Below are 26227 nucleotides of genomic sequence, written 5' to 3'. Positions count from 1 at the left end.
TATTACGATCTAGACAAGTCATTGATCAGAACAGACGCAGAGCCTACGCTGGACAAACTAGGAGAGTTGATGCAGAAGTACAGCTTCCTAGACTTGCGCGTAGCTTCTCACACAGATTCAAGAGCAAGTGATGAATACAACGAAGCCTTGAGTCAGCGCAGAGCAGACGCAGTATTGGAATTCCTGAACAAGTACAACATCGGCAAAGAAAGAGTGAGAGCAGAGTGGTTTGGCGAAGAGAAGTTGACCAACGACTGTGGAGATGGCGTGCCATGCCCTGAGACAGATCATCAACTAAACAGAAGATCAGAGTTGGTGTTGGAAGCCTTCCCTGACCCTGACAAAGACTATGAACTACCGAAGGAATTGCTAGACAAAGACATCTGTGACGAGTTGGGTATCTTCGAAGAGCTGCAGAGAGAGTTGAACGCAGTACCGATTGTGTACTTCGACTTTGACAAGAGCAATATCAGACCGGTTCACAAGAAAGAGTTGGAGAGAACAGCGATCATGATGAAGCGGATAAAGAACCTAAACTTGTACATTGCAGGCCATACAGATCAGCGAGGCAGTGAGGAGTATAACAAATCCTTGTCAGAACGTAGATCGGCAGTGGTGATGAAATACTTGGTGAATAGAGGAGTAGAAGCAGCAAGAATGCAGCACGAATGGTTCGGCAAGACCCAACCTATCCACGATTGCGGAACATGCAGCGAAGCTCAACACCAAGAAAACAGAAGAACAGAGTTGAAGTTGAGGAAGTAAAGAGTACATACCATGAACCGCAAGAGCATACAAGTGAGATAAAGTAAGTATTAAAAATATTAGAGCATAATACAGGTGAAACAGTCACCCAAAGAGCTTAAGATCCCTAACCTGTAATTTATGAAATGACCATCTGTTTCGGATGGTCTTTTTTCTTTTTAGGAGCAGTGACTTTTGGTAAAGGAATTTAAATCAAAAAAGGAATTGCTTTCCCAGCAATTCCTCTTAGTGAAAATCATACTATATTGATCATTTTTAGGGGTTCTTCACTTCAAAGAAATTATCTAATGACTTCGAATAGGCGCCGCAAATGACATGACAAGTGGCAGTAACAAGTACCGTGTTTTCATTTACTAACACGATAGAAGTGATAAAACCACCTTCGAGTTTGGCGTTGTTCAATTCTGTCATTTTCATTCCATTTGAACCCATTTCTATAAGGTAAATTTTATCATTCTTGAAACCAATGATTTGATTATTTATTGAAATGATTTCCAGTCCATCAAACAAGGGCTCTATGGATTTTTTACTGATAAGTTGTCTATTTGTTCCATCAATTCTTGATTTGAAGTAAGATACTTCTCCCAATGTTCGATTGATACCAAAAGAGTGAATTTCATTATTTGATACAGTAGATCTAAATGAATTGAATGTTCCAATATTACTGACTACTCCTAGATCACTAATTTGAATGATTTCATTGCCCACTGTTAATATGAAAAAGTCATTAAAAGAATCTATTTGATAAACTTGATCATAATAGTTGATGATTTCAGGATTGACCACTTTTACATCAGTGACTATGATTTTAGTATTTACTTCAGAAGTATTGATGAGTAAAAAGCTAGGGTTATTTTCTGCAATTCCCTCTTTTGCCGTTCTATATGGGACAAGTATCGAACCTGAGTTAGAAATCCCCATTCCTTCACTTTGCCATCTAGGGATATCTTCAAACTTAATAAAAGTTGGATCGTACGTTTTAGGATTGATTTTGATGTGGTTTTCATCAGCTAATCCAGAAACTGGAAGGATAAATATATCCAATTCTGTTTTACTGGCTAAAACCGTATTTGATATGGGAAGCTTATGCCATCCTGGCCTTGAGTTGAACTTCTCAAAGATGAATGGAGTATTGGTGGATGTTATGGAGGCATCACTATAAAAAGTATTTGCACCCATTATATACAATTTGTTATCTGTGTATATACTGTTGATAATACCTTCGTCAAACCCACTAGATTTTACCCAATTAGTTTGAGTTGTGTTTGGGGTAAGATTAGAATCTTCATCCTCGCTACAAGAGAATGAAATCCAAACTGCAAACATTGTTAATACGAGAATTCTGATTTTTGAAAGATGCACGATTTTTAATTTAAAATACATAAAAATAAAGATAGTATATAAAAAAATGCATTTCAAACAATGCAAACAATATAATTTTGGATTACTATATTGCTAACCTAAAAACCTATAACAACTCCCTAAAATATGTTTTTAATTCAAATAATAATTTCAAGGAAATTTAATTAAATTTATTTTGACTCTAGTTTTCAATAAGATAGATGAATGAAAATCGCAAAATTTGCTTTAAAAACTTGATTTTTTTTGACTTTGAATTGCCGATTTGAAAAGAATCAACGCTAAAATTAGAAAATAAAAAAGTGATAGGATTGGATCTTTATATTAAGCCCATTCCGATCACTTTTTTTGTGAATTAATTTTCATCAAATAATTCTAGAGATTATTCCCTTCATTAAAACAGGAAAGATCTTATTTTTTAGCTACCAGCTTTTCCGTTGGATAGCTGAGTGGAATATTTGCAAGTAATTGTAACTTGTCCATTTTTACTTGATCAAAAGCCATCCTATTGGCAGGTAAAATTGGATCGGACGGTGGGATTTTCTCTTGAAGCCAATCTACTTGTTTTCCATTTTTCCAAAATCTAAAGCATAAATGTGGTCCAGTTGCTAAACCCGTGCTTCCTACAAAACCAATTACCTGACCTTGTTTGACTCTTGACCCAGGCTTCATGTCTTTCGCTATTTTAGACATGTGCAAATATTGTGTTGTGTAAGTGCCATTATGTTTAATTTTTACATAGTTGCCATTTGCACTTGTGTATCTCGCTTCCACAACTGTTCCTTCACCAACGGATCTGATTTCTGTACCTGTCGGAGCCGCATAATCGGTTCCTAAATGTGGTTTATATCTTTTCTGTACTGGATGATATCTATTTAGATTATATCTTGAACTGATTCTTGTATATTTCAGTGGATCTCTCAAAAATGCTTTTTTGAAGCTATTGCCTTCCTGATCAAAAAAGCTTAATTCTCCATTTTGCTCAAATGGAATCGCATGATAAGGTTCTCCCATGTGCTCAAAATAAGCTGCTTCAATGTCTGTAATTCCAACTACCTGATCATCTACCACTTTCTCTTTGTAGACAACTTTGAATTTATCCCCTTTTTGAAGTCTTTGAAAATCTACGACCCAGCCGTACATGTCTGCAAACTGATCTATCAAGTCTGGAGTAATTCCCAATTGAGTCATATTTACATACAGACTACTTGAAATTTCACCTCCGATTTCTACATTTCTTAATTCTACAGGCTTCGCTTCCTTGTAAACCGAAACCTCATCTAATTTGAAAACCACATATTCCGAAGGATTGGGCTCGTAAATGAAAAATTGAGCTTCTGAGGAATCGCGGCCTGTGAGAACAGTAAACTTTTTATTGAATGCGATTTTTCTTACGTCAAAAATATCTTTGGACTTTTTCGCTATTTCATCGATAATTTGATAAGAAACATTGAAAGGGGCTAAAATTGTAGATAGTGTTTGATTTTTCCCGACAACTCCCTCTACTACATCTAGGTCATTGATATTGATTCCATAGAGAAGAAGATCTTCCTTCATTTCCTCTTTGAAACTCTCTACTACGATCTTTTCTTCTTGATTATTCAGGTTAAGCTGATCCCAGCTGAAATATAATCCTCCTCCAAGTACAATAGCCAAAAGGCCTGCACCAATCCATTTTTTTTGCATCTTAATCTCGTATTTGTTGGGTTCTTAACACTCAAAGGAATTTAAATTTTAGTCAAATTCCAAATCTTTTATCATCAGTTTTTGTCCTTTGATTTACATCACATAAAACATAGGTAAACCAACAATTTTTCAGATTTGAAACGCTTCACAGAGAATTTAATTATTAAAGGACACCATTTTTATTAATTTTTTATCAAAAAGGCGAATTTTTTATCGAAATGAATCCTTTACAGCGATTCCTTTAAACGGATTTAGCATACTTCTAAAGTTTGTCTATCTTTGTCCACTTTAAATAAAATCCTTATTTATCATGCTTAGATCTCATACTTGTGGAGAGTTACGTCTCACGGATACCAATTTAGAAGTTACTTTAGCTGGCTGGGTTCAGCGCGTTAGAAATAAAGGCGGTTTGATTTGGGTAGATCTTCGCGATCGCTATGGAGTGACTCAATTGATTTTTGAAGAAGGCTCTACCGACAAAGCACTTTTAGAGAAAGCTGCCTCCCTTGGACGTGAATTTGTAATCCAGACAAAAGGAAAAGTAATCGAGAGAACTTCCAAAAATGATAAAATTCCAACAGGAGCAATCGAAATCAAAGCAGAAAGCTTAGAGATACTCAATGCTTCTAAAGTTCCACCTTTTATCATCGAAGATGAAACTGACGGGGGTGACGAATTGAGGATGAAATACAGATACTTGGATCTCAGAAGAAATATCGTTCGTGAAAAACTTCAACTCAGACATCGCATGATGCAGGAGACGAGGAAATATATGGATGCCCAAAACTTCATCGAAGTAGAAACTCCTGTATTAATCAAGTCAACTCCTGAAGGGGCTAGGGATTTTGTTGTGCCTTCCAGAGTCAATCCTGGAGAGTTTTATGCTTTGCCACAATCACCACAGACATTCAAGCAGCTGCTGATGGTCAGTGGATTTGATAGGTATTTTCAGATTGTCAAATGCTTTAGAGATGAAGATTTGAGAGCAGATAGACAGCCTGAGTTTACACAAATAGACTGCGAAATGTCATTTGTGACACAAGAAGATATTCTAAACACATTCGAAGGATTGGTGAGACATCTTTTCACAAATGTCAAAGAAGTACAATTGGAAGAAGTACAAAGGATGACCTTTGCAGATGCAATGAAGTACTATGGCAATGACAAACCTGACTTGAGGTTTGATATGAAATTCGCAGAACTCAATGCTGAAGCTCAAGGAAAAGGATTCCCTATTTTTGATCAAGCAGAATTGGTGATCGGAATCTCTGCAACAGGTGCGGGAGAATATACAAGAAAGCAAATTGATGCATTGACCGAATGGGTGAAAAGGCCACAGATTGGCGCTAAAGGTTTGGTCTATGTCAAGTGCAATGAAGATGGAACGTATAAATCTTCTGTAGATAAATTTTACAGTCAAGAGGATTTGAAAGCTTGGGCAGAGAAAACTGGAGCAAAAGCTGGTGACTTGATCTTAGTTTTATCTGGAGATGCGAAATCTACCAGAAAGCAAATGTCAGAACTTCGCTTAAAAATGGGGGAAGACTTAGGTTTAAGAGATAGAAATGTATTTAAACCACTTTGGGTGATGGATTTCCCGTTGTTGGAGTGGGATGAAGAAACACAGAGATTCCATGCCATGCATCACCCATTCACTTCTCCGAAGAAAGAAGATATTCCATTATTGGAAACTGATCCCGGAGCTGTTCGTGCCAATGCGTATGATTTGGTCATCAATGGTGTAGAAATAGGCGGAGGTTCTATCAGGATCCATGATAGACCGACACAGCAGCTGATGTTCAAGCATCTTGGCTTTACTGAAGAAGAAGCACAGAAGCAGTTTGGATTCTTGATGGAAGCATTTGAGTATGGTGCTCCACCACATGGAGGCATAGCCTTTGGCTTCGATCGATTCTGTGCGATTTTTGGTGGATCTGACTCGATCAGGGATTACATTGCATTCCCAAAAAACAATTCAGGAAGAGACGTGATGATTGATTCTCCAAGTACGATAGCTGACGAGCAGTTGAAAGAATTATCGATTCAGGTGGCTTTGAAAAAGGTTTAGAAACATCGAATTTAAATTAAGAAGACCTGCCAACTCAAGAAGTTAGCAGGTCTATTTTTTAATTAGTATTGAGGTAGTTTTTATTTGATTGTAACTCCAAATAATACCATTGATTTATCTTTTGTTTTCTCCTCTAATAAAAGCATTAAGTCATCTTCAAGAGCAATAATTTCATACTCCTCAGCTTTATTTACATTAGAAGATCCTGATGAATTAATTTTAATTATCACCTTTCCATTTTTTTCAATTGGATCAGATACAATCATCGCTTTAGAACCTATTTTAGAACTACCAACTCTGGATCCTGATTTGTTTCTATCATATGTTGTTTGAATCGTAAAAGTTATAGTTTTACCATCGAGTTTATTTTTTACTTCAGATAAATCAAGTTTAATTTTTTTATAAAGCGTTGCTGAATACATGGAGGTTTTAGAAAAAACACTATTCTCAATATTTCTGTAGTCAATAAATATATGACTCGCCCCTTTCATGGAAGCTTCGGTTTTTAATTTCAACAAAGCTCTATTATTGATAGCGTTGATTGCAGAGATACTAAAAGCACCTCTGGCTTTCGAAAAAATCAGCTCGCCTTTGTGAAGGTTATTGATTTCCTTGAAGTCATGAAGGACTTCAATTTCTTCTACGGGAGTAAAACCATTGATGTCCCAGCCTCTTAATTGTGAGAATGAATTTTGACTGTAAATTAATGCAATTGCTAAAAGAAGGATTGATTTTTTCATAAAATGTTTTCTTTTTGCTTACGCACAGTTGGAATTAAATGTTTGGTTAATTTCTAAGGTTAATTGAAAAAGTGTGCTCTGATTCCCATCACGATCAATAATTGGGCAAGCATGTAGGTACCCATCACCATGACTCCTGATTCTGGAAATTGCTGAAAGAACATATTCAAAGCCAATATCCCATCAGAGATCATAAATACAAACGCTCCGATAAACACCTGCCAAAAGCTCGAAGAATTGGTTTTCTTGAAACGTTCTCTTGCGGTTGTCACCATCGTCACAATCACAAGAATGTAGATGACTACGGGGATTTGCATGGCGCCTAAGTTGGGTTGAATCATATAGTAGACGACAGCAGCGGGAATATAAATGGGGAGATTGTAAAGAAAGAGCTTAATAAAATTGACCTGTCCAATTTCAAAAGGCTTCTCCTGACTGAGTTTGAAACTGATCACGAAACAGATATGTGCCATCAGAAAGGATCCAAGTCCGTACAAGAATAATTTGGGATAAAGTAAGAGAACATCTCCAAGCCAAGAAAAGGCCAAAGCAGCAAGCAAAGCTTTCCTCAAGATCGTTCCTTTTAAATTTTTACTTATTTGATAAAAATAAATGGCCAAGGGAATAATAATAAATGGTTTGGAGTAGATTCTTGACTCAGAATTTTGCTCTGCCGTCAGCACGAGATCAATAATTCCTACGAATAGGAAAATATAGAGCCAAAGGATATTTTTATTTTTCATAAAAACTTGAGGTTTATCTTCTAAATATAGAGAGAATATCGGTTTTTGAGTGCCTTATTTGGTTGAAAAAAGATGTTAACATTTCGATAAAATTAGCTTAACATATAAAACATCAGACAAACTTAATTTCAAAATAAATGGGTATTTATGAGGTTTAAACCGTTTGAATTCCAAAAAATCAGGGCAAAAGAAAATTTCCTTCTTTTTTCAATGTTAAGAAATTGTTAAGTAATATTGTGAATAAATGTTAAAACTTAACAATTACAAAAAAAAATACTAGAGTAAGTCCTATACATTTGTACTCGGAAAAAATAAGTAATCCTAAAACTGTAATTCTAAAATTTTCCACAAAAAAACAAAAATTATGAGGCAATCATTACTTAAAAGTTTATTTGCGTTTGCAATGCTTGTATTCACTACAGGAATTGCATTTTCGCAAGGTGTGACCACTGCTAGTTTTCAGGGGTCGGTAAGAGATAATGCTGGTGAAACCCTACCGGGAGCTAACATTGTTGCTGTTCATACACCATCAGGTACAAGGTACGGATCTGTTTCCAACGAGGAAGGTAGATTTGTGATACCAAATGTTAGAGTAGGTGGACCATATACAGTTACGATTACCTACATAGGATTCGATGATCAAGTATATGAAAACATTAACCTTTCACTGGGTCAAAACTATAGCATTAACGCTGTATTGAAAGATGGAATGGATTTAGATGCAATTGAGGTTGTTGCAGTAAGAGGAGGCATCATGGATGCTGACAAAACTGGTGCTTCTTTGAGTTTGTCTAACGAAAGATTGAACGCTTTACCAACTATCAATAGAAGTGTGAATGATTTTACTAGACTTACTCCACAATCAAATGGTAATTCATTTGCAGGAACAAGTTCTAGATTCAACAACTTTACTGTTGATGGTAACATTTACAACAACAACTTCGGTTTAGGGTCAGGGCAATTTGCTGGAGGTAATCCTATCTCAATTGATGCAATTGAAGAGATTCAAGTAAACTTAGCACCATACGATGTAAGGCAAGGTGGTTTTACTGGAGCGGGTGTTAATGCTGTTACAAAATCAGGAGATAACACTTTTAGAGGTTCTGCATATTATTTCTTAAGAAATGATCAGATGCAAGGAACGAAAATAGGAAATGATTTCTTACCTCAAAATGATGCAAGAAATGAAATTGGAGGATTCAGAATAGGTGGTCCAATTATCAAGGATAAATTATTCTTCTTCGTTAACTACGAAAAAGAGTCTGAATTACGTCCTTCAATTCTAAGAAGAGCAGCTAGAGAAGGTGAGACTCCAGATGGTCAGTTCATTTCTAGAGTTCCTCTTTCACAAGCAAATTTTGTTAGAGATCAAATCAATAGTATATACGGATATGATCCAGGAGAGCCAGATTCTTATTCATTTGCATCTGAGCAGACTAGATTCAATGCAAGATTAGATTATAACATCAATCAAAATCACAAAGTATCTCTTCGTTACAATGATTATACTGCATTTACTGATGTACCTACAAATGGTAACTCAATTAGATATAACCAAACGAGATACAGAAATACAAACAGAACTGGTGTAGAAAGTATCAACTTTAGAAATAACAATTACACCAACGATAGAAGAGTACAATCTATCGTGGCAGAATTGAATTCTAGAATTGGTACCAATATGTCAAATCAATTGAACATTGGTTACACATCTGTTACAGATCCTAAAAGAGGTATTCCAGGTGGTCAGAATTTCCCAATGGTTGAAGTCCTTGAGCCAGATGAATCAGGTAACTTGCTGTATTATATGACAATGGGTAATGAGTTATTTACAGTTGGTAACTTGTTGGAAAATACAACTCTGAATATCACTAATAACTTCTCCTTATATAAAGGTAAGCACACTTACACATTTGGTGGTAATTTTGAATTCATGACCTTTGATAATGCATTCAATCCTGTATTTAATGGTTTTTACAGGTATATTGGATATGATAAGTTTGTAGATGCAGTAATTAATCAAAATCCTAACGTTTATCCTGATGCTTTCTCGAAAGGTTTTGCATTGGATGGTTCTACTACACCTCCAACTGATGCGACTAGATTTGGTCAGTTAGGTTTCTATGTTCAGGATGAATACCAAGTAAATTCAAGACTAAAAGTGACAGGTGGTTTGAGAGTGGATTTACCATTCTACCCAATCGATATCCCTCAGAATGAGTTGTTGAACGACCTCAATAAAACTTTCTCTGATATAGATGGAAACACATTTACCCCTGATGTTGCAACTTTCCCTAAAGTAAACCCTTTGATTTCTCCAAGAGTTGGTTTTAACTATGATGTCAAAGGTGATAGATCTTTTGTATTAAGAGGTGGAACAGGTGTGTTCTCAGGTAGAATTCCATTCGTATGGTTGTCTAACCAAGTAAATGGATCTGGTGTGATTAGAGGTGGATATGGTTTAGAAGGTCAAGATGTAATTGATGCGAATATTGTCTTTAACCCAGATGTTACAGCTTATAACCCTGCAAACCCTGGACAAACATTATCAAGAGAATTAGCCCTAACGGATCGCAATTTTACGCTTCCTCAAGTTTGGAGAACAAACTTAGGCGTTGATAAACTTTTACCAGGAGGAATTGTAGGTTCTTTTGAATTTATATACTCTAGAGATGTATCATCACCTATTGCTCAAAACCTTATACTTAGAAATCCAGAAGGTACATTGTCTGGTCCTGACGAAAGGCCTTACTGGGTAGACCAGCCAGGATTTAGAAGGTATTCTAATGATCGTGATTTTGATAATGTCTATTATCTTACAAATGCAAAAGAAAAAGCTGATTATGTTTCAGCGACAGTTAGCTTTGAAAAAGCATTTGATAATGGTTTGTATGCAACTGCAGCTTACACACTATCAAGAGCTAGAGACTTAGACAATGCTGGTGGATCGCAAGCAGGTTCTTTGTGGACACAAACTGTTCAGGTAGACAGAAACAGACCAGAATTGAGTTTTGCAAGTTTTGATCAACCACATAGAATCATCTCTACTATTGGCTACACTACTAAAAATACAACAATATCATTATTGTATGATGGAGGAAATGCTGGTAGATTCAGTTACTTCTACTCTGGTGACTTTGGAGACAATGCAGCAAGATTGATCTATGTTCCAAATAATGCATCGGAGTTAAATTTCCAGCAATATACTTTAGGTGGTGTTGTTTATACACCTGCTATGCAAGCTGAGTTGTTTGATGCCTACATTGATCAAGATAAATACTTAAGCAGCAGAAGAGGTCAAATTGCAGAAAGAAATGGTGTAGTAAGACCTTGGGTTCATAAATTTGATTTTAGTTTAACTCAAAGAGTAGATGTTACGAAAGACAACAAGAATCGTCTTGAGTTCAGATTAGACTTCTTGAATGTAAATAATCTTCTTAACTCTAACTGGGGTGTTCCAGATTTTCAGTGGACAAGTACTCCTTTGGTATACAGAGGAAGAAATGCTTCAAACGAGCCTATTTACAGATTAGCTGCTAAGCCAGGTACTACTGAAATCCTAGATGAAACTTATAGAAAATCAAACTCTATTGGTAACGTTTGGAGAATGCAAGTGGGTATCAGATATAGCTTCAACTAATATCATAACTCAATTAATTTTTAAAAAAGCCCTCAAGTAATTGAGGGCTTTTTTATTTACAAGATTTTTAAGGTTTGGCATGTTCAAAAATTGATTTTTTAAAATAAAAAAACTTAGGTTAAATCTTAAGTATAAAAAAGCGAAAAAAAATGGCTTAGTTTAATTATTTTAAATTTTTAATCTCCTCCTGTGTTTGCATCTATATGACTGAATATAAAATTTCAGAAGAAGTTAAAAATATCAACTTGCTTTAGGTTGTATTTTGTTACTCAAATCAAACTTTCTATCAATGGGATGAATAGAACTATGACTTTGTTAAAAACACAAGATTTAACAGCCTAGATCAAGATAGAAATAGAAAATTATTTGCTAATACGCTCCAGAAGAATTTGAATAAAACAAAAATAGTTTCTGCAAATAATACCTTTCCGATTCACAAATCTATTTTCAACGCCGATTTCAATCAGCAATAAACAAATCTAGAAGGAGATGATATCTTACCTGTTCATACAATAGTTCAGTACATTCAAGAAACAGTGGTAAATAGTGATACTGTTACTTAACCAAATGCAGGATTACATATAATTTTAATAAATAATGCTAATATAGAAATAAGATGCTTTACTCAAATAATAATAACTTATTGGAATCTAATACTTATTCTTCAGGCAGCACCAACCTATATTTAATTGAATACGTGCCTAAACCGCCTACGAAAAACTCACCTTCAAAATATTGATATCCAGTAGAGGCACCTTGACCTCCTAAAGTTATTCCTGTGTTTGTCTCAATAAATCTAACAACTGGACTATCAACAATATATTCATTACCTCCTCCTAATGGAACGTCAATTTCAATTGCTAATGGAAGGTCTTCGAAATTAAAGTTTTCAAATACAGTACTGGCCCAAAAAGGTTCTTCGTCCGAGAAAGAATTCCTCAACTGAAGCTGAACGTCTCCAGTTGTTTCATCATATCCATTCGATATTCTGTGCAAGATAGCTTCATACCCATAATATTGACCTACAATTACTTTTTTGTTAAGGACATTGGTGTTTCCGTTAGTATCTGTTAGTGTAAGTTTGACTTCATAAATTCCTGGTTCGGTGTATAAAACTCGTCCAATCTGATTATCGCTAGTTTCTCCATTACCAAAATCCCATGTAACTTTTTCTACTAAGGAAGATGACTCTAATTTCAATTCAACCAAATCTCGTACTACATAAAATTCTTTAGAAGATTCAATTATCCCTGTAGGTAGTATTGGTGTTTGGTCTTCATTATTGCATGAAAATATTATAAGTAGTGTAGAAAAAGTTAAAAGTATCTTGTTTTTCATATTTTATTCCTTTTGAAGTAATAAATTATTTTTTTTGATTTTATTTGACTATAAATATTTACGTTAAAATAGTTAATTAAATTTAATTATTTCACCACAATTAGGAGTTATATTTATATTTTTAGTATCAAAGTGTTTTTTTCTATTGATTTCCTTCATATTTTCTCTTTTTATGATGCCAATTTTCTTTTTACTATTTTCAACATTCCTGTGGTAAGCTATGGATTCTATTTTTCCTCAATATCAACTCAATCGAACCATCTTCGCAGAAGGAACAGAACATCTTTTCTTTAGTGGGACTGCTTATCTAGGGATTTCGGCTTCTAGTGAGTTCTCGGCTTATCTTAAAGAGGGAATAGATATCTACGGAACTATCCATGGTCTGAGTAGAATCAATAATGTTCGTTTAAGAGTTTTTGAGGAGTTTGAGATCTACTTTGCACATCATGCTGAGGCGCAAAAAGCTGCCGTCTACAGCAGTGGATTTTTAGCTGGTCATGCTGTGGTCTCTTTACTTGAAAATAGGGCTGACGCTATTTTTGTAGCTCCTCACACACATCCTGCTGTTCTTTCAGCCGCTATTCAAAATCAAATCGACCCAGCACAGAATTGGATTGACTCTTGTATCAAGTTTGCTAACCAAAGTGAGGGTAAACAAATCTTATTAATCGCCAATGCTGTGGATGCTTTGAAACCTCAAATTCATGATTTTTCCTGGGTCAAAGCTCTTCCGAAAAATAATAATTATACGCTGTTGCTTGATGATAGCCATGCTTTTGGTGCTGTAGGGGAGGATGTTTTTGGGACGTATAAAAGGTGGAAAGATCTTCCTGTGGATTTGGTGATTTCTGGTTCCTTAGGTAAAGGGCTTGGTCTTCCAGCGGGGATTGTTTTGGGTAGCCACGAATTCATCCTGGAACTCACTAAGTAATCTATTTATAGGGGAGCATCTCCACCGCCACCTGCTTATTTATGGGCTTTTCTGCAAAGTCAGGAAATCTATAGAAAGCAACAACAAAAATTAAAAGACAATATTCAGTTTTTCAAAAAGTTGTCCCAGAATCTCGATTTGCATACTACTGAAGAAGATTTTCCAGTTTTTAGATTTGATGATGTTAACTTGTTGCAAAACCTCCAAGAGCATCAAATCATCATCTCTTCCTTTCCCTATCCCTCACCAAACGACCCGCCCGTCCACCGAATTGTCATTTCAGCGTGGCATGAAAAAGAGGATTTGATGGCTTTGATTAGGGTTTTAAAGAGTTAACCACAAAGTGCACAAAGTTTTTCACTAGGATTACGAAAAACTCTATTGAAAACTTCTAGAAATAAATTCAATGCTAATTATCAGATTTCAATCTCGCGTAAGCCAACCTCCTAACCTTCCAACAACTTCTATAATTAATTACAAAACACTCCAACATCTCGCGTAAGCCAACTTTTCAATCCGCCGCGGCGGACGAGTTCTTTCAATTTTTTAATTTCCCAATCTTCCAACCCCAATCACCCGCGCTCTTCCACTTTTTAATCCAAAAAAGATGAACAAGATGGAGAAAGTAAGCATCAAGTAGATTAGGTGATTCCAGTTACTAAAAATATCGAAGGCTATTCCAAATAGCAAAGGTCCCAAAGCAGCTAAATAATAGCCCGCTGATTGCGCCATTCCAGAAAGAGACGCTGTTACTTTGTCACTTCCAGTTCGCAAGCCAATCAACGTGTAAGCCAAGGAAATACTCGAGCCCAATGCCAATCCCACCAAGGTCAATCCAATAAAGTTAACCCATAAAACATGGATAAAAAGAGAGCTAAAACCCAAAATGTACATTGCACCCAAAACCAATATAATCCCAATTTGATCTTTAAACTTCACGGCTACAATTGGGGAAATAAATGTACCTATCAATCCAATGATTTGCATCGTAGAAATTAATATTCCAGATTCCACTGCCGATAGGCCCCTTGTGATCATCATATCAGGAAGCCAAGCGACCAAGGTAAAGAACAATAAAGACTGCACTCCCATAAATAAACTCACCTGCCATGCAAGTCTGGATTTCCACACATTGATTTTAATCTCGTTGTCATTGGCTTGAATGATGGGTTTTGGGACTTTTGTTTGTGGTGCCCAGATGATGATTCCGACAAGAATCAAGGCAGACCAGGAGAGCAGAGAACCTTGCCATCCCCAACCCAAATCAATCGCTAAGGGTGCACTGATTCCTGAGGCAATTGCTGCGGTTAAAGTCATGCCTGCAGAGTAAGATGCTGTGACAATTCCGATTTTATTGGGAAGTCGATTTTTGATCAAAGGAATAAGCAACACATTACAAATTACTATACCGATGCCTGTCAACCCAGTTCCGATAAAAAGGAAATCTGATCCACCAAGAACTCGGATAATTGACCCAATAAGCAGGATAAATAATGCAAGTAAGATCGCCTGAGGATTTCCTAATTTCTTACCTATCGCTGCGGAAAACAACGAAAATGTCGCAAATGTCAAAAGTGGTAAGGTGGTCAAAAAACCAGCCCAACCATTCGATATCCCCAAGTCCGCTCGAATCAAAGGAACCAATGGCCCAATTGCTGTGATTGATGGGCGAAGGTTGAATGAGACCAACATAATCCCCAGAAATAAAAATCCAGATTTGAGATAAAAAGGTTGCTTCGATTTTTCTGTTGACATGATTTGTATTTGACTCGCAATTTGCAAAAAAAAGAGGTTCGTGCGAAGATTTTTACTTCATTCACGAACCTTTATTGTTATTAAGATCTTTTTTGTTGACCGTTGACCGATTGACAAATTTAACTATTTGTCTCCACCAAGTCCTTCACACATTCCACCCAAGTATCGCTGGAATTCAAACTTGGAACCAAATCCCATTTTTCGCCTCCAAGTTCTTCAAATTCTTCTTTGTATTCCTCACCAACTTCCACGGTTGTTTCCAAACAATCCGCAACGAACGCAGGAGAGAAAACAAGAACTTTTTTGATGCCTTTTTCTGCAAGTTCTTTAATGATATCTTCTGTGTAAGGTTTGATCCAAGGATCTTTTCCTAGTCTTGATTGGAAGCAAGTCATTACTTTTTCTTCAGGAAGCCCAAGTTTGGCAGCAAGCAATCTTGTGGTATGAAAGCACTGTCCTCGGTAGCAGAACTGGTTTTTCTTGGTGTAATTTCCACAGCATTTATCAGAAAGCTGGCAATATCCGTCTACCGATCCTTTTCTGATTTGTCTTTCTGGCAAACCATGATAGGAGAATAAATACATTTCATACTCGTCTTTTGCCATCATCTCTCTTCCTAACTCTTCCCAAGCCTGTAGGAATAAGGGATGCTCAACAAAATTATTGACGAAAGTGATATTTGGTATGATTTGCCAAGTTCTTGCAATCTCCATCACCCGATCTGCTACGGAGCCATTAGTGGCTGAAGCGTATTGAGGGAATAGGGGGATGACAATTATTTTCTTTACATTGGCTTGATTAAGTTTTTTGAGACCGTTTTCAATGCTTGGAGTCTGATAGCGCATGGCTATTTCCACAATATATTTTTCAGAATCTAGCTTTGGGATCAATTTTTCTCTCAAATCCTCTGTGTGAAAAAGCAGGGGAGAACCTCTATCTGTCCACAGTTTGCGGTACTCTTTGGCAGATTTGGGTGCTCGAAAGGGTGCAATAATCAAATTTACCAACATCCATCTCGGGATAAAAGGGAAATCAATCACTCTTCCATCCATTAAAAATTCTCTTAAATATTTTCTAACGTCTCCTGTTGCAGTGCTGTCGGGTGTTCCAAGATTTACTAAAAGGACGCCTATTTTTGCTTTATTTTTTGTCATGATAAATCTATATACGAAGAAATTCCTTATTCAGAACCAAAAATACACCCTTTGGTTAGAATAACACAATTGAAAAATTCAATCTTACTTAGATAAGTTTGAAAAATTGAAGGTTTTAGCCACGAAGGCGCAAAGACACAAAGAAGATATTGAAATATATAGCTTTTATATATTTCTGCTGTTTTAGGTTTCAGTTAAAGAGTCAATAAAGAAATTTGCAATAAAGGCGCCAAGGCATAAAGGTTCTCTTGGTGTCTTAGCGCCTTCGTGGCAATTAAAATAAGATTTACTTCCCTACTGTTTTCCCTACATCAGAAAGCATCTTCGAATCAAAATCACCTTTGAGTTCGATGATGATAAAATCACTGTTCTTGTCATTGACCATCAAGACGATATCATTGATTGTTGAATTGCCTTTGGTATAAATCATGACATTGTTGTTTTTCTCACTCACTTCCATCATCAACTCGAATTTTTCTTTTTCCAGACCTTTTCTAAGTCCAATAAATTCAGCTTTGGAACTGGATTGAGCGGGAAGTTTGAAAAGCTTCACTTTCTCAAGAGATTTGGTAAGTAAAGAAGATTGCTCTTCATCGAGTTTGATGTCAAAACCTTTAGCAAAATTCATAAAGTTACCGCCAAGATCCATGTGGAAGAAATCCGGGTTACTTTTGTGCTTTTGGTATAAGGCTTCAACAGATTTACTTTGTGCGAAAATGTTGTTAGTAAATAGCAAAAGCATTGCTGCGAAAATAATAATGTGCTTTTTCATAGTGTTGGGATTATTTATTTATAGTGTGTTTTCATAATTTTTTTACCTCAATTCGGATCCTTTTGGGTCGTGAATTGGATTGGTTTTATTTTTTTTCTACCGAGTTTTGATCGGAGCTATTTAAAGTTTAATGCTGCATATAGCACGCAGGTACTTTGTGGTTTCTTGTTCGATATTTGTTTACTCAGAGTTAAAATATCGAATGAAGAACCCCAAAGCAGACTTTATCAGAAAGATATTTCAATTTATTTCTATCGTATTTCCAATCTATTTCGAATCTTTAATGGTTTTTCAGGTCTTTCCTCACTATTCTCGATAAGCTTCTTGTCTCTTGCTTCTTGATTCTCGTTTCTCATCCACCGCGGCGAACAAGTCGTCTTTTTTTCATCCTTCATCCTTCCTCCTTCATTTCCCTCCCTTATACTTATCCATCCCCGGAATATTGGTTTTATCAGCCAAGATATTGAGGTCTTGATAAGTAAAATTTCCAAGCATGCTAAGCAAGGTGAAATTTTCAGTCGATCCAGTAATCATCAATAATTCACGAACCCGACCACCTTCTTCTCTCACCATAAATTTGACACTGGAAGATTTGTCCTGAATATCCATCAGCTCCTCATATTTATTCTTTGTCAAAGTGGACATGGCTTCGGTGTACAGCGGTTTGCCGTTGATTTTTTCGGCAGTGAGAATTCTGATTCCTCTGATTTTGGTGATCAGCTCTCCCAAATCAGCAGCCTCTTGATCAGATTTGACTTCATTGGATTTGAGGAATCCGCCAGCCATCTGCATCATTTTTGGGCTGATATAGACTCTTGAAAAGCGATCGTCATCCATGTATTTGGAAAAAAACTTGACAATTGCATCGTCTTGTGCCTGAACTCCTGAGACGATCAGGAATAAAAACAGGATTAATATATTTCTTTTCATACTGCTTAATTTTCTTATTTTGTCTCGAATAATTCCTGAGTGGTATTTAAATGCTTGAACTCCTCCATCACATTCATGCTATTGGTTCCCTTTTCTAAGTGTGTGTTGATCAAGGCAAATGCCTGCATAACTTCTTGGTAGGCTGCTCTTTCAGCCTTTTCCTTTTCGTATTGATAAATCGCCAATCCTGAAGCAAGGAATAGAATAACTCCCGCCGCAATGCTCATCCAGTTTGCAATCCAAGGATTCTTTTTCTGAAGAGAAAAAGGAGCCTCTTCTAAAGCTGTTATTTCTTCAATACCTAAAAAAAAAGCTTTTTCTGATTCAAATCCTTCAGAAGCAGCAAGGAGTTGCTTGAGGATTTTCTCCTCTACTAGTGAAGTTTCTCCTTCCCAATATTTATCCAATAGATTTTCTATTTGTGCTTTCATTTTTGTTGCATTAAATAATCTCTCAATGATTTTCTGGCTCGGTGGAGATTCACCTTGACTTGATCCATACTGACTTCCAAGTATTCTGCGATTTCTTCGTAAGTCAATCCTTCGACTTCACGAAGCTGAAAAACCTCTCGCTGTTTTTCAGGTAGCTTGTCTAGAAACTTAAATACAAGTTTCAGCTTTCCCGATGTATCCTCTTGGTCTTCTGAGGTTACCACTTCAAACTCTTGATCGCCGAGTGGTTCAAGCTTTTTGTTTGCTCGAAAATGCTGCAAAGCTTCATTTTTTAAGCTTCTTACCATCCAACCTGTTGGATTATCCATTTTTTGAAGATCATTTTTCTGTCGCCAAGCTTTTTCGAATACCTGCTGCAATACATCATTGGCGATATCCCGATCTTTTACCCAGAGATAAGCCATGCGATACAGCTTGCTTTTCAAAGGCCAAATATGTGCTTCAAAAAATGTCTTCATTCGGGTAGATGATGCATAAGTTTTGGAAATGTTACAGCAATTTGAAAAAAAATCTCAACTTAGACTCAATTTAAATTATTACAATAAATAGTATGCATGCCTACTATTTATTATTTTGCAATGTCAATATTAGAATCGATGAACCCAAAAAAATCAACAATCCCAAAAAGTAAAAGGCATAAAAAAAGTCCCGAAAGATTCGGGACTTGTGGTGATAAGTGGACTCGAACCACCGACTCACGGATTTTCAGTCCGATGCTCTACCAACTGAGCTATATCACCGTTACCGTTTAAAGTGATGCAAAGGTAGATATTTGTTGCTTTCTTGCAAATGAAACGCATAAAAAAAATATATTAATTTCAAACATAACATACTAATCAAATCAATATGAGCATTTTACCTCAGATAGCTTTTCTCTTGATTTTTGCCGCAGCGGGGTTCTTTTTGTATAAGAGAATCACTTACCTCCGAAGAAATATATTTCTAGGCAAAAAAGAATCAAGAAATGATCAACCTGAAGCACGTTGGAAAACCATGCTTTTGGTGGCCTTAGGTCAAAAGAAGATGTTTAAAAGAATCATTCCTGCATTCCTGCATTTATTGATTTACGTCGCTTTCATCGTGATCAACTTGGAGGTGTTAGAATTCATCATCGATGGAATTACAGGAAGTCACCGAATTTTTGAGCCCTTCCTGGGTTCATTTTACGGAGTAGCCATGAATATTTTTGAATTCTTGGCAATCGCTGTTTTAGTTTCTTGTGTGGCTTTTCTAATCAGAAGAAATGTCATGAAAGTGGAGCGATTCACCAAGCCTGAGATGAAAGGATGGCCGACATTAGATGCGAATTTGATCTTGGTAATTGAGATCATTCTGATGTTTGCAATCCTAACCATGAATGCTACTGATCAGATCTTAGCGACAAGAGGAGTTGAAGGCTATGCATTGTTGAACGGACTTTTCTTTAGCGATATGATTCAGCCTTTGTTTTTCAATATGGGAGATGGGGCTTTGATCATTATTGAAAGATTTGCTTGGTGGTTCCATATCATCGGGATTTTGGCATTTGCGATTTATGTAACTTACTCCAAACATTTGCATATTTTCCTAGCTTTCCCAAACACTTGGTATTCGAACTTGAAGCCAAAAGGGGAAATTAACAATATGCCTGAAGTGACGAATGAGGTAAACATGATGCTCGGAATTCCTGTAGAAGGAAGTCAAGAACCACCTGCAGAAATCAGCAGATTTGGAGCAAAAGACGTCAATGACTTAAGTTGGGTCAATGTGATGAATGCCTACAGCTGTACTGAATGTGGCAGATGTACTTCTGAATGCCCAGCAAATATCACCGGCAAAAAGTTATCACCTCGAAAAATCATGATGGATGTGAGAGATCGTGCAGAAGAAGTGGGTAAAAGTATCGATGCAGGCGGACCAGGTTTTGAAGATGGCAAATCACTATTGGGAGATTATATTACCAAAGAAGAAATCAACGCATGTACTTCTTGCAATGCTTGCGTAGAAGCTTGTCCAGTAAATATTGATCCACTTTCTATTATTCTTCAAATGCGAAGATACGTAGCGATGGAGGAATCAGGGACGCCAGCACAATGGAATGCCATGTTCCAAAACATGGAAACTTCCTTTTCCCCATGGAAATTTGCTCCAACAGACAGATTCAATTGGGCAGATTCAGTGAAAAATGAAGAAGCAAAATAAGAAGCAAGAGATAAGAGACAAGAGACAAGAAGGAAGAGCTTCTTAAATCTGAAATCAAAAATCTACAATCTAAAATTCTAAATATGTCAACATATAAAGTACCAACCATGGCCGAAATGGCGGCCTCCGGAGATAGCCCAGAAATTCTTTTTTGGGTAGGTTGTGCCGGTTCTTTTGATGAAAGATACAAAGCCGTAACACAAGCATTCGTGAAAATTTTGAATAAAGTAGGGGTAAGCTTTGCAGTGCTTGGTCCCGAAGAAGCCTGTACAGGTGATCCTGCAAGAAGAGCCGGGAATGAATTCCTTTTTCAGATGCAAGCTGTGGCGAATATTCAGGTGATGAATGGTTACAATATCAAAAAAGTAGTCACGGCTTGTCCCCACTGCTTCAATACCATCAAAAATGAATATCCTGCTTTGGGTGGGAATTATGAAGTCATTCATCACTCCCAATTTCTTCAGCAACTGATCAATGAAGGTAAAGTAGCCCTTCAAGGTGGTGGGGAATTCAAGGGAAAGAAAATCACATTCCATGATTCATGCTACCTCGGCCGCGCGAATGACGTGTATGAAGCGCCAAGAGAGGTTATCAAAGCCTTGGATGTAGAGTTGGTGGAAATGAAACGTTGCAAAACCAAAGGGCTGTGTTGTGGTGCAGGTGGAGCACAAATGTTCAAAGAACCAGAAAATGGGAAAAAGGATATCAATATCGAGCGAACAGAAGAAGCCTTGGCTACTGGCGCCTCAGCGATAGCAGTAGGATGCCCATTCTGCCTGACTATGATGACGGATGGAGTAAAAAATAAAGATCGAGAAGATGATGTTCAAGTCTATGATTTGGCAGAAATGATCGCTAAGGATATGGGTATTTGATTTTAGATAATTCCAGTTTATTAACTAGAGACCTGCCAGATTTTTGAAATCTGGCAGGTCTTTTCATTTTCATTAATAGGGCCTTAGTCTTGCTTTCTTTGTAGAAAAATTATGTGTAATCAATTCAAGAAGGCGCATAGTCTTGATTTTTTTATGTGTTTATAAAATTTATAATTGGGATCTAATCAATAAAATAAAAAACAGATTTCAGGGCTAAAGCCCCTAAAAATCAGGGTGGTTTACATTTTTCTACGAAGATATATGGGCTACGTCCTTATTTTGTAAACCTACTAGGATAGATTTAGTTGAACGATGTCTATGTTGCAATGGAGGAAATCTGTGATTTTGATTTTTAAGCGTAAATTCTAGGTTTGTTAAAATGATTTGGGATTTTGATTTTTACAAAAAAAGGGACGTTAGCTCTGCCATTTTCTTAGAATAAAGATTTCATAATCATTTAGAGAAGGGGCGTAGCCCTGATATCTATTTAAATTCCTTGATAGAAGAAATTAAGTAAAGCGATTAGTTGAAGGTTTTGTGCTGCTAAATCTTTTGAATATATCTAGTAATTTTCTAAAATGCCCTGACTTTGTTACAAGAATCGGCAAAATCTACCCTTACTTTGTTACAAAATTTTTAAAATCTACCCTTACTTTGTTACAATAAATTGAAAAAAATGCCCTTACTTTGTAACAAATATAGGATTTTATGAGCTTCAAAAGACATGTTTTCAGTCATTTAGAGAATTGGAAGTTAGACAAGGAAAGAAAACCTCTAATCATTAGAGGGGCAAGACAAGTGGGTAAGACCACCTTAATCAAGCAATTTTCCGAGTTATATCCATATTCTATTTTTATGAATTTGGAAAAAGAATCTGACAGATCATTTTTTAATGACTTTGATGATGTCCAAAGTATCATTGAGGCAAGTTTTTTAACAAAAAACTTAAAAATTGAGCATTTAGGAGATACACTTCTTTTCTTAGATGAAATTCAAGAATCACCCAAAGCAATAAAGTTACTCAGGTATTTCTATGAAGAGTTGCCCCAGCTTCATGTGATAGCAGCAGGGTCCTTATTGGAGTTCGCAATGATGGAGGTTTCCAGTTTTCCCGTAGGAAGAGTCCAGTTCCTATACCTTCATCCAATGAACTTTCCCGAATATCTTAAGGCAATTGGCCAAGATGCTGCATTAGAGCAATTAAATCAGTTTCCTGTTAAGGCTGTAGCTCACAAAGTTTTGATGGGCCTCTTTCATAGATATGCAATTATTGGGGGAATGCCCGAAGTAGTCAAAACTGATATCGAGAAAAATAACCTAGCAAATCTCACATCAACTTACGAGAGTATATGGGGAACCTATAAAAATGATATCGAAAAATACACTTCTAATGATACTGAGAGGAAAATCATCAAACACATTATGAATGCAGCCCCCTTGGAATTGGATCAAAGAATCAAATTTCAAGGTTTTGGAAACTCAAATTATAAATCAAGAGAAATAGGTGAATGTTTCAGGATTCTGGATGATGCAAGAGTAATTAAGTTGATCTATCCAACCACTGATCTCAAGCCACCAGTTCAGTATGACCTCAAAAAATCGCCTAGACTTCAGTTTTTGGATTCTGGTTTGGTGAATTATGCATTAGGGATTCAAGGTCAACTTTTGAAAATGGAAGATTTGAGTCCTGCATTCAAGGGAGCATTGATTCCGCATTTGGTGACGCAGGAGTTATTATCGATTCAAAATATAACAGATCATAAACCTAATTTTTGGGTAAGAGAGAAAAGGCAGTCCAGTGCAGAAGTTGATTTGGTTTACACATTTGAGGATAAGTTAATTCCAATAGAAATTAAATCTGGAGCAACAGGTTCCTTGAGATCATTGCACCAATTTATAGATGCAGCAGACCATCATTACGCTATTAGGATTTATGGCGGGAAATTATTGACCGAAGAGACTACTACTCCAAATGGAAAGCCCTATCGTCTATTGAATCTCCCATATTATTTGGGGACAAAAATTGGAGACTATGCTCAGCAGTTTATAGAAGGTAAGATTTAACTTTATCGAATCGCTCTAAATTTATACCCAAACACCAAATTTATCCGTTAAGAAAAAGAACTAAAATAAGATGAAAGTCCTTATTCTGAGGAATAACAAAATTGCCTAAAAATGTATTTAGAATTTCAAGAAATAGCTGCACACGCACGCATTTGGATTTATCAGTCAGATAGAAAATTCACTCAAGAGGAAATCTTTTGGGTTAAGGATCGTTTGAAAGCTTTCTGCGAGCAATGGAATACACATGGGGCATTGATGCCAACATCTTACGAAATCAAATTTGATCAAGTGATTATTTTGTCAGTGGATGAAAGCAACTTGGATGCGAGTGGTTGCTCGATAGATAGCTCAGTCAAAGCACTTCGAGAGATTGAACAAAGAATGGGTGTGAACTTAATTGATCAGGGAAAAATCGGGTTTTTAGCTTCTCAGGACGCTTTGACAGTAAATTCCGTCTTTGGAATCAAAGAAAGCGTCCTGTCAGGATTGTTGAATCCCGAAACACTTGTACTCAATCCACTTGTAAAAGAAAAAGCAGATTTAGAGAATAAGTGGCTTATTCCTGCTAAAGAAAGCTGGTTAAACAAATACTTTCAAAATTAATTATTATAATTATCCTATCTTTAAAAAATAAGCATTAACCCGATTAGCAATTGCAATGAAGCGAAGTCTCTTTTTTATTATTCTTTTTGGTTTGCTGGGTACAGCCTGTACTAGTTTGTACAAAAAAGGCCAAAAGCAATTCTCTTCAGGAGAATATCAATATGCTATCAGTACCTTTTCAAAGGTTTTGGAAAAGGATCCGGATAACAAAGAAGCTAATTTTTATGTGGCTGAGAGCTACAGGCTTTCAAATAGGATAGAAAAATCGTCCGCTTATTATGAAAAGTTGGTAGAAGAGGACGGGACTTTTGAAAATTATTATAGACTAGGTCAGAGTTATAAAAGTCAGGGAAAAACAGAAGAAGCACGCGAAGCTTTTGAGGAAGCAAAAGGATTGACTTTGGATGATACATATTTGAGTGAATTGAAGCGAGAAATCGGAAATCTTGAAAAATCAGAGAAAATAGAAGATTATTGGCCATACGTGGAGCTGGAGAATTACACTTTACTGAATACTGCTGGTCCAGATTACGCACCAGTCATCAATGAAGGATATTTTTATTTCACAAGCTCTAGACAAGCTACGGGAATCTATCCAGGCACTGGCACTCCTTACACCAAACTTTTTAGAACTAGAGCAGATGGAATCAAAGTAGACGTGCAGAATATACAGGCGCTTCCGGAATTCCGAAATGAAGAAGGACTAAATCAAGGTGCTATAGCAATCAGCCCTGATGGAAATACCATTATTTATGCAAGAGGAAACTCTACTTCCAACAAAGATTTACCAGATGTTCATTTATTTGCCTCTTACTTTAGAGGCGGAGGATTCACGCAGCCGATTTGGATGCCTTTGAATGAAGACGAATTTTGGTGGAATAGTACACCAGCTTTTAGTCCTGATGGATCGGTTCTCTATTTTGCTTCTAATAGACCAGGAGGATATGGTGGAACAGATCTTTATAAAGCTACAAAGCTAGCAAACGGAGATTTTGGGAACCCAGTCAATATGGGTCCAGAAATTAATACTTCGGGCAATGAAATGTTTCCGCGAATGATGCCTGACGGAAAGTTTTTCTTCGCTTCGGATGGACATCCAGGTTTAGGGAAGTTGGATTTGTTTGTTGCTGAGCCTTCTGAGAATGGTACGGTAGTCAAAAACCTTGGGCCAAAGATCAATTCTGTGGCAGATGATTTTGGGATTTACTTTACCAGATACCCTCAAGATGGTTTTATCACCTCTAACAGAGAGGGTGGCGCGGGAGATGATGATATTTATTATTTTGAAGACAAAACTCCAAAGCCTAAGCTTGTAAATATCTTCCTCAATGTAACCACAAAGGAAAAACAAGAAGACGGTTCGGAGGTAATTCTACCTCAGACAAGAGTAGCTTTATATGACTCAGCAAATAAAATGGCTGGAGGAGATTTCACCAATCAAAGTGGGAGAATAAGATTGACTTTGGCACCAAATGCAGACTTTTCTATGATAGCTTCGAAGAGTGGTTATTTCTCTAAAAGTATAACCTATACGACGAAAGGCAAAACACCGAGTCAGGAAGAATTGATTCAAGAAGTTACTAATATCACATTGGATACTATGATCGTTTTGGATGCTTTGATCTTAGAAAAATCGATTGTATTGGACAACATTTACTATGATTTGGATAAAGCAGATATCAGACCTGATGCTGCACTTGAGTTAGATAAGTTGGTAACTATCTTAAAAGACAATCCGACCATTTCGATTGAATTGAGTTCTCACACAGATGCTCGAGCAACGGATGCCTATAACGATGCACTATCACAAAGAAGAGCTGAGTCAGCAGTGGCTTATATCGTATCCAAAGGGATAGCAGCAGACAGGTTGGTTGCGAAAGGCTACGGCAAGCGACAGTTGATCATACAAAATGCTCAAACGGAAGAAGAGCATCAAGTCAACAGAAGAACAGAATTTAAGGTGATTGATATAAAGTAGGTTTTGAACTTAACTTATTCTTCTTTAAAATCAATTTCAAAATACTTAAGAACAGATTTATAATTGTCTTGAGCTGTAAGACAGGTATCTGATAAATAATCAGGTACCTTTTTCCACTCCTGTAATAAATGCACCTTTAATTTTACCTTGAGCACAATAATTTCTTATTGTCCTTTCAGGCATTTTCCATTTT

At 36.6% G+C, this 26227-nt stretch carries 21 protein-coding genes and 1 tRNA gene; 10 read left to right on the top strand and 12 right to left on the bottom strand.

What is annotated here, in order from left to right; all coding sequences use genetic code 11:
* Window positions 1-765 (top strand): OmpA family protein (locus IEV57_RS11950; protein WP_188443095.1); only part of this gene is annotated, 765 nt, incomplete at its 5' end.
* Between the two features lie 255 nt (window positions 766-1020).
* On the opposite strand, the gene IEV57_RS11945 is transcribed toward IEV57_RS11950, so the two are convergent.
* Window positions 1021-2148: a hypothetical protein gene (locus IEV57_RS11945; RefSeq protein ID WP_188443094.1), complete on the bottom strand. Its 1128-nt coding sequence runs from the start codon at window positions 2146-2148 to the stop codon at window positions 1021-1023.
* A gap of 387 nt (window positions 2149-2535) precedes the next feature.
* Window positions 2536-3810: a peptidoglycan DD-metalloendopeptidase family protein gene (locus IEV57_RS11940; protein WP_188443092.1), complete on the bottom strand. Its 1275-nt coding sequence runs from the start codon at window positions 3808-3810 to the stop codon at window positions 2536-2538.
* Window positions 3811-4120: 310 nt separating this feature from the next.
* Here IEV57_RS11940 and aspS point away from each other — a divergent pair, with 310 nt between their 5' ends.
* Window positions 4121-5878 carry an aspartate--tRNA ligase gene (gene aspS / locus IEV57_RS11935; protein WP_188443090.1) on the top strand — a complete coding sequence of 586 codons (1758 nt, stop codon included), beginning with the start codon at window positions 4121-4123 and terminating at the stop codon, window positions 5876-5878.
* An 80-nt stretch (window positions 5879-5958) separates the two neighbouring features.
* Here the strand turns inward: aspS and IEV57_RS11930 are convergent, their stop codons facing one another.
* Window positions 5959-6618, bottom strand: coding sequence for a hypothetical protein (locus tag IEV57_RS11930; protein WP_188443088.1), 660 nt, complete (start codon window positions 6616-6618; stop codon window positions 5959-5961).
* Window positions 6619-6677: 59 nt separating this feature from the next.
* A complete protein-coding gene (locus tag IEV57_RS11925) occupies window positions 6678-7361 on the bottom strand; it encodes a lysoplasmalogenase (protein ID WP_188443086.1) in 684 nt (227 codons plus the stop codon).
* A gap of 364 nt (window positions 7362-7725) precedes the next feature.
* Between IEV57_RS11925 and IEV57_RS11920 the strand changes: the two genes are divergently transcribed.
* A complete protein-coding gene (locus IEV57_RS11920) occupies window positions 7726-11001 on the top strand; it encodes a TonB-dependent receptor (protein ID WP_188443084.1) in 3276 nt (1091 codons plus the stop codon).
* 657 nt (window positions 11002-11658) lie between these two features.
* Here IEV57_RS11920 and IEV57_RS11915 read toward each other — a convergent pair.
* Entirely contained in the window at window positions 11659-12339 is a 681-nt protein-coding gene (locus IEV57_RS11915) for a PKD domain-containing protein (RefSeq protein ID WP_188443082.1), read from the bottom strand.
* Between the two features lie 220 nt (window positions 12340-12559).
* Between IEV57_RS11915 and IEV57_RS11910 the strand changes: the two genes are divergently transcribed.
* Together IEV57_RS11910 and IEV57_RS11905 are read left to right on the top strand one after the other, a co-directional pair.
* The gene (locus IEV57_RS11910; RefSeq protein ID WP_188443074.1) at window positions 12560-13270 is read left to right on the top strand and encodes an aminotransferase class I/II-fold pyridoxal phosphate-dependent enzyme; all 711 of its coding nucleotides are present in this window, start codon (window positions 12560-12562) and stop codon (window positions 13268-13270) included.
* Between the two features lie 120 nt (window positions 13271-13390).
* Entirely contained in the window at window positions 13391-13606 is a 216-nt protein-coding gene (locus tag IEV57_RS11905; RefSeq protein ID WP_188443067.1) for a hypothetical protein, read from the top strand.
* Between the two features lie 210 nt (window positions 13607-13816).
* On the opposite strand, the gene IEV57_RS11900 is transcribed toward IEV57_RS11905, so the two are convergent.
* The 7 genes from IEV57_RS11900 to IEV57_RS11870 all read right to left on the bottom strand — a co-directional run bounded on the left by IEV57_RS11900 (window position 13817) and on the right by IEV57_RS11870 (window position 19073).
* Window positions 13817-15025 (bottom strand): CynX/NimT family MFS transporter, encoded by a 1209-nt coding sequence (locus IEV57_RS11900; protein ID WP_188443065.1) that lies wholly within the window; start codon window positions 15023-15025, stop codon window positions 13817-13819.
* 119 nt (window positions 15026-15144) lie between these two features.
* Window positions 15145-16179, bottom strand: coding sequence for a ferrochelatase (hemH, locus tag IEV57_RS11895; RefSeq protein WP_188443064.1), 1035 nt, complete (start codon window positions 16177-16179; stop codon window positions 15145-15147).
* Between the two features lie 286 nt (window positions 16180-16465).
* The gene (locus IEV57_RS11890) at window positions 16466-16951 is read right to left on the bottom strand and encodes a DUF4252 domain-containing protein (RefSeq protein WP_188443061.1); all 486 of its coding nucleotides are present in this window, start codon (window positions 16949-16951) and stop codon (window positions 16466-16468) included.
* Between the two features lie 405 nt (window positions 16952-17356).
* A complete protein-coding gene (locus IEV57_RS11885; RefSeq protein WP_188443059.1) occupies window positions 17357-17881 on the bottom strand; it encodes a DUF4252 domain-containing protein in 525 nt (174 codons plus the stop codon).
* Between the two features lie 14 nt (window positions 17882-17895).
* Entirely contained in the window at window positions 17896-18312 is a 417-nt protein-coding gene (locus IEV57_RS11880; protein ID WP_188443057.1) for a PG0215 family putative anti-sigma factor, read from the bottom strand.
* Window positions 18309-18791 carry a GFO_1088 family ECF-type sigma factor gene (locus tag IEV57_RS11875; protein ID WP_188443055.1) on the bottom strand — a complete coding sequence of 161 codons (483 nt, stop codon included), beginning with the start codon at window positions 18789-18791 and terminating at the stop codon, window positions 18309-18311. The genes IEV57_RS11880 and IEV57_RS11875 overlap by 4 nt, the downstream gene beginning before the upstream one ends.
* Before the next feature lie 209 nt (window positions 18792-19000).
* Window positions 19001-19073, bottom strand: a tRNA-Phe gene (locus IEV57_RS11870).
* Between the two features lie 106 nt (window positions 19074-19179).
* Here IEV57_RS11870 and IEV57_RS11865 point away from each other — a divergent pair.
* From IEV57_RS11865 to IEV57_RS11845, 5 genes are all read left to right on the top strand, one after another.
* Window positions 19180-20514, top strand: coding sequence for a 4Fe-4S dicluster domain-containing protein (locus IEV57_RS11865; RefSeq protein ID WP_188443053.1), 1335 nt, complete (start codon window positions 19180-19182; stop codon window positions 20512-20514).
* A gap of 83 nt (window positions 20515-20597) precedes the next feature.
* Window positions 20598-21389, top strand: a complete 792-nt coding sequence (locus IEV57_RS11860) for a (Fe-S)-binding protein (RefSeq protein WP_188443051.1) — start codon at window positions 20598-20600, stop codon at window positions 21387-21389.
* 708 nt (window positions 21390-22097) lie between these two features.
* Window positions 22098-23453, top strand: a complete 1356-nt coding sequence (locus tag IEV57_RS11855; protein WP_188443049.1) for an ATP-binding protein — start codon at window positions 22098-22100, stop codon at window positions 23451-23453.
* A 111-nt stretch (window positions 23454-23564) separates the two neighbouring features.
* Entirely contained in the window at window positions 23565-24056 is a 492-nt protein-coding gene (locus tag IEV57_RS11850; protein ID WP_188443047.1) for a hypothetical protein, read from the top strand.
* Between the two features lie 55 nt (window positions 24057-24111).
* The gene (locus tag IEV57_RS11845) at window positions 24112-26034 is read left to right on the top strand and encodes a CHU_0125 family OmpA-like outer membrane integrity protein (protein ID WP_188443046.1); all 1923 of its coding nucleotides are present in this window, start codon (window positions 24112-24114) and stop codon (window positions 26032-26034) included.
* The last annotated feature ends 193 nt before the right edge of the window (window positions 26035-26227 follow it).

Origin of the sequence: Belliella aquatica, from assembly GCF_014637795.1 — a bacterium.
In the GTDB taxonomy this organism is placed as follows: domain Bacteria; phylum Bacteroidota; class Bacteroidia; order Cytophagales; family Cyclobacteriaceae; genus Belliella; species Belliella aquatica.
This window is presented reverse-complemented; position numbering and strand designations above follow the sequence as displayed.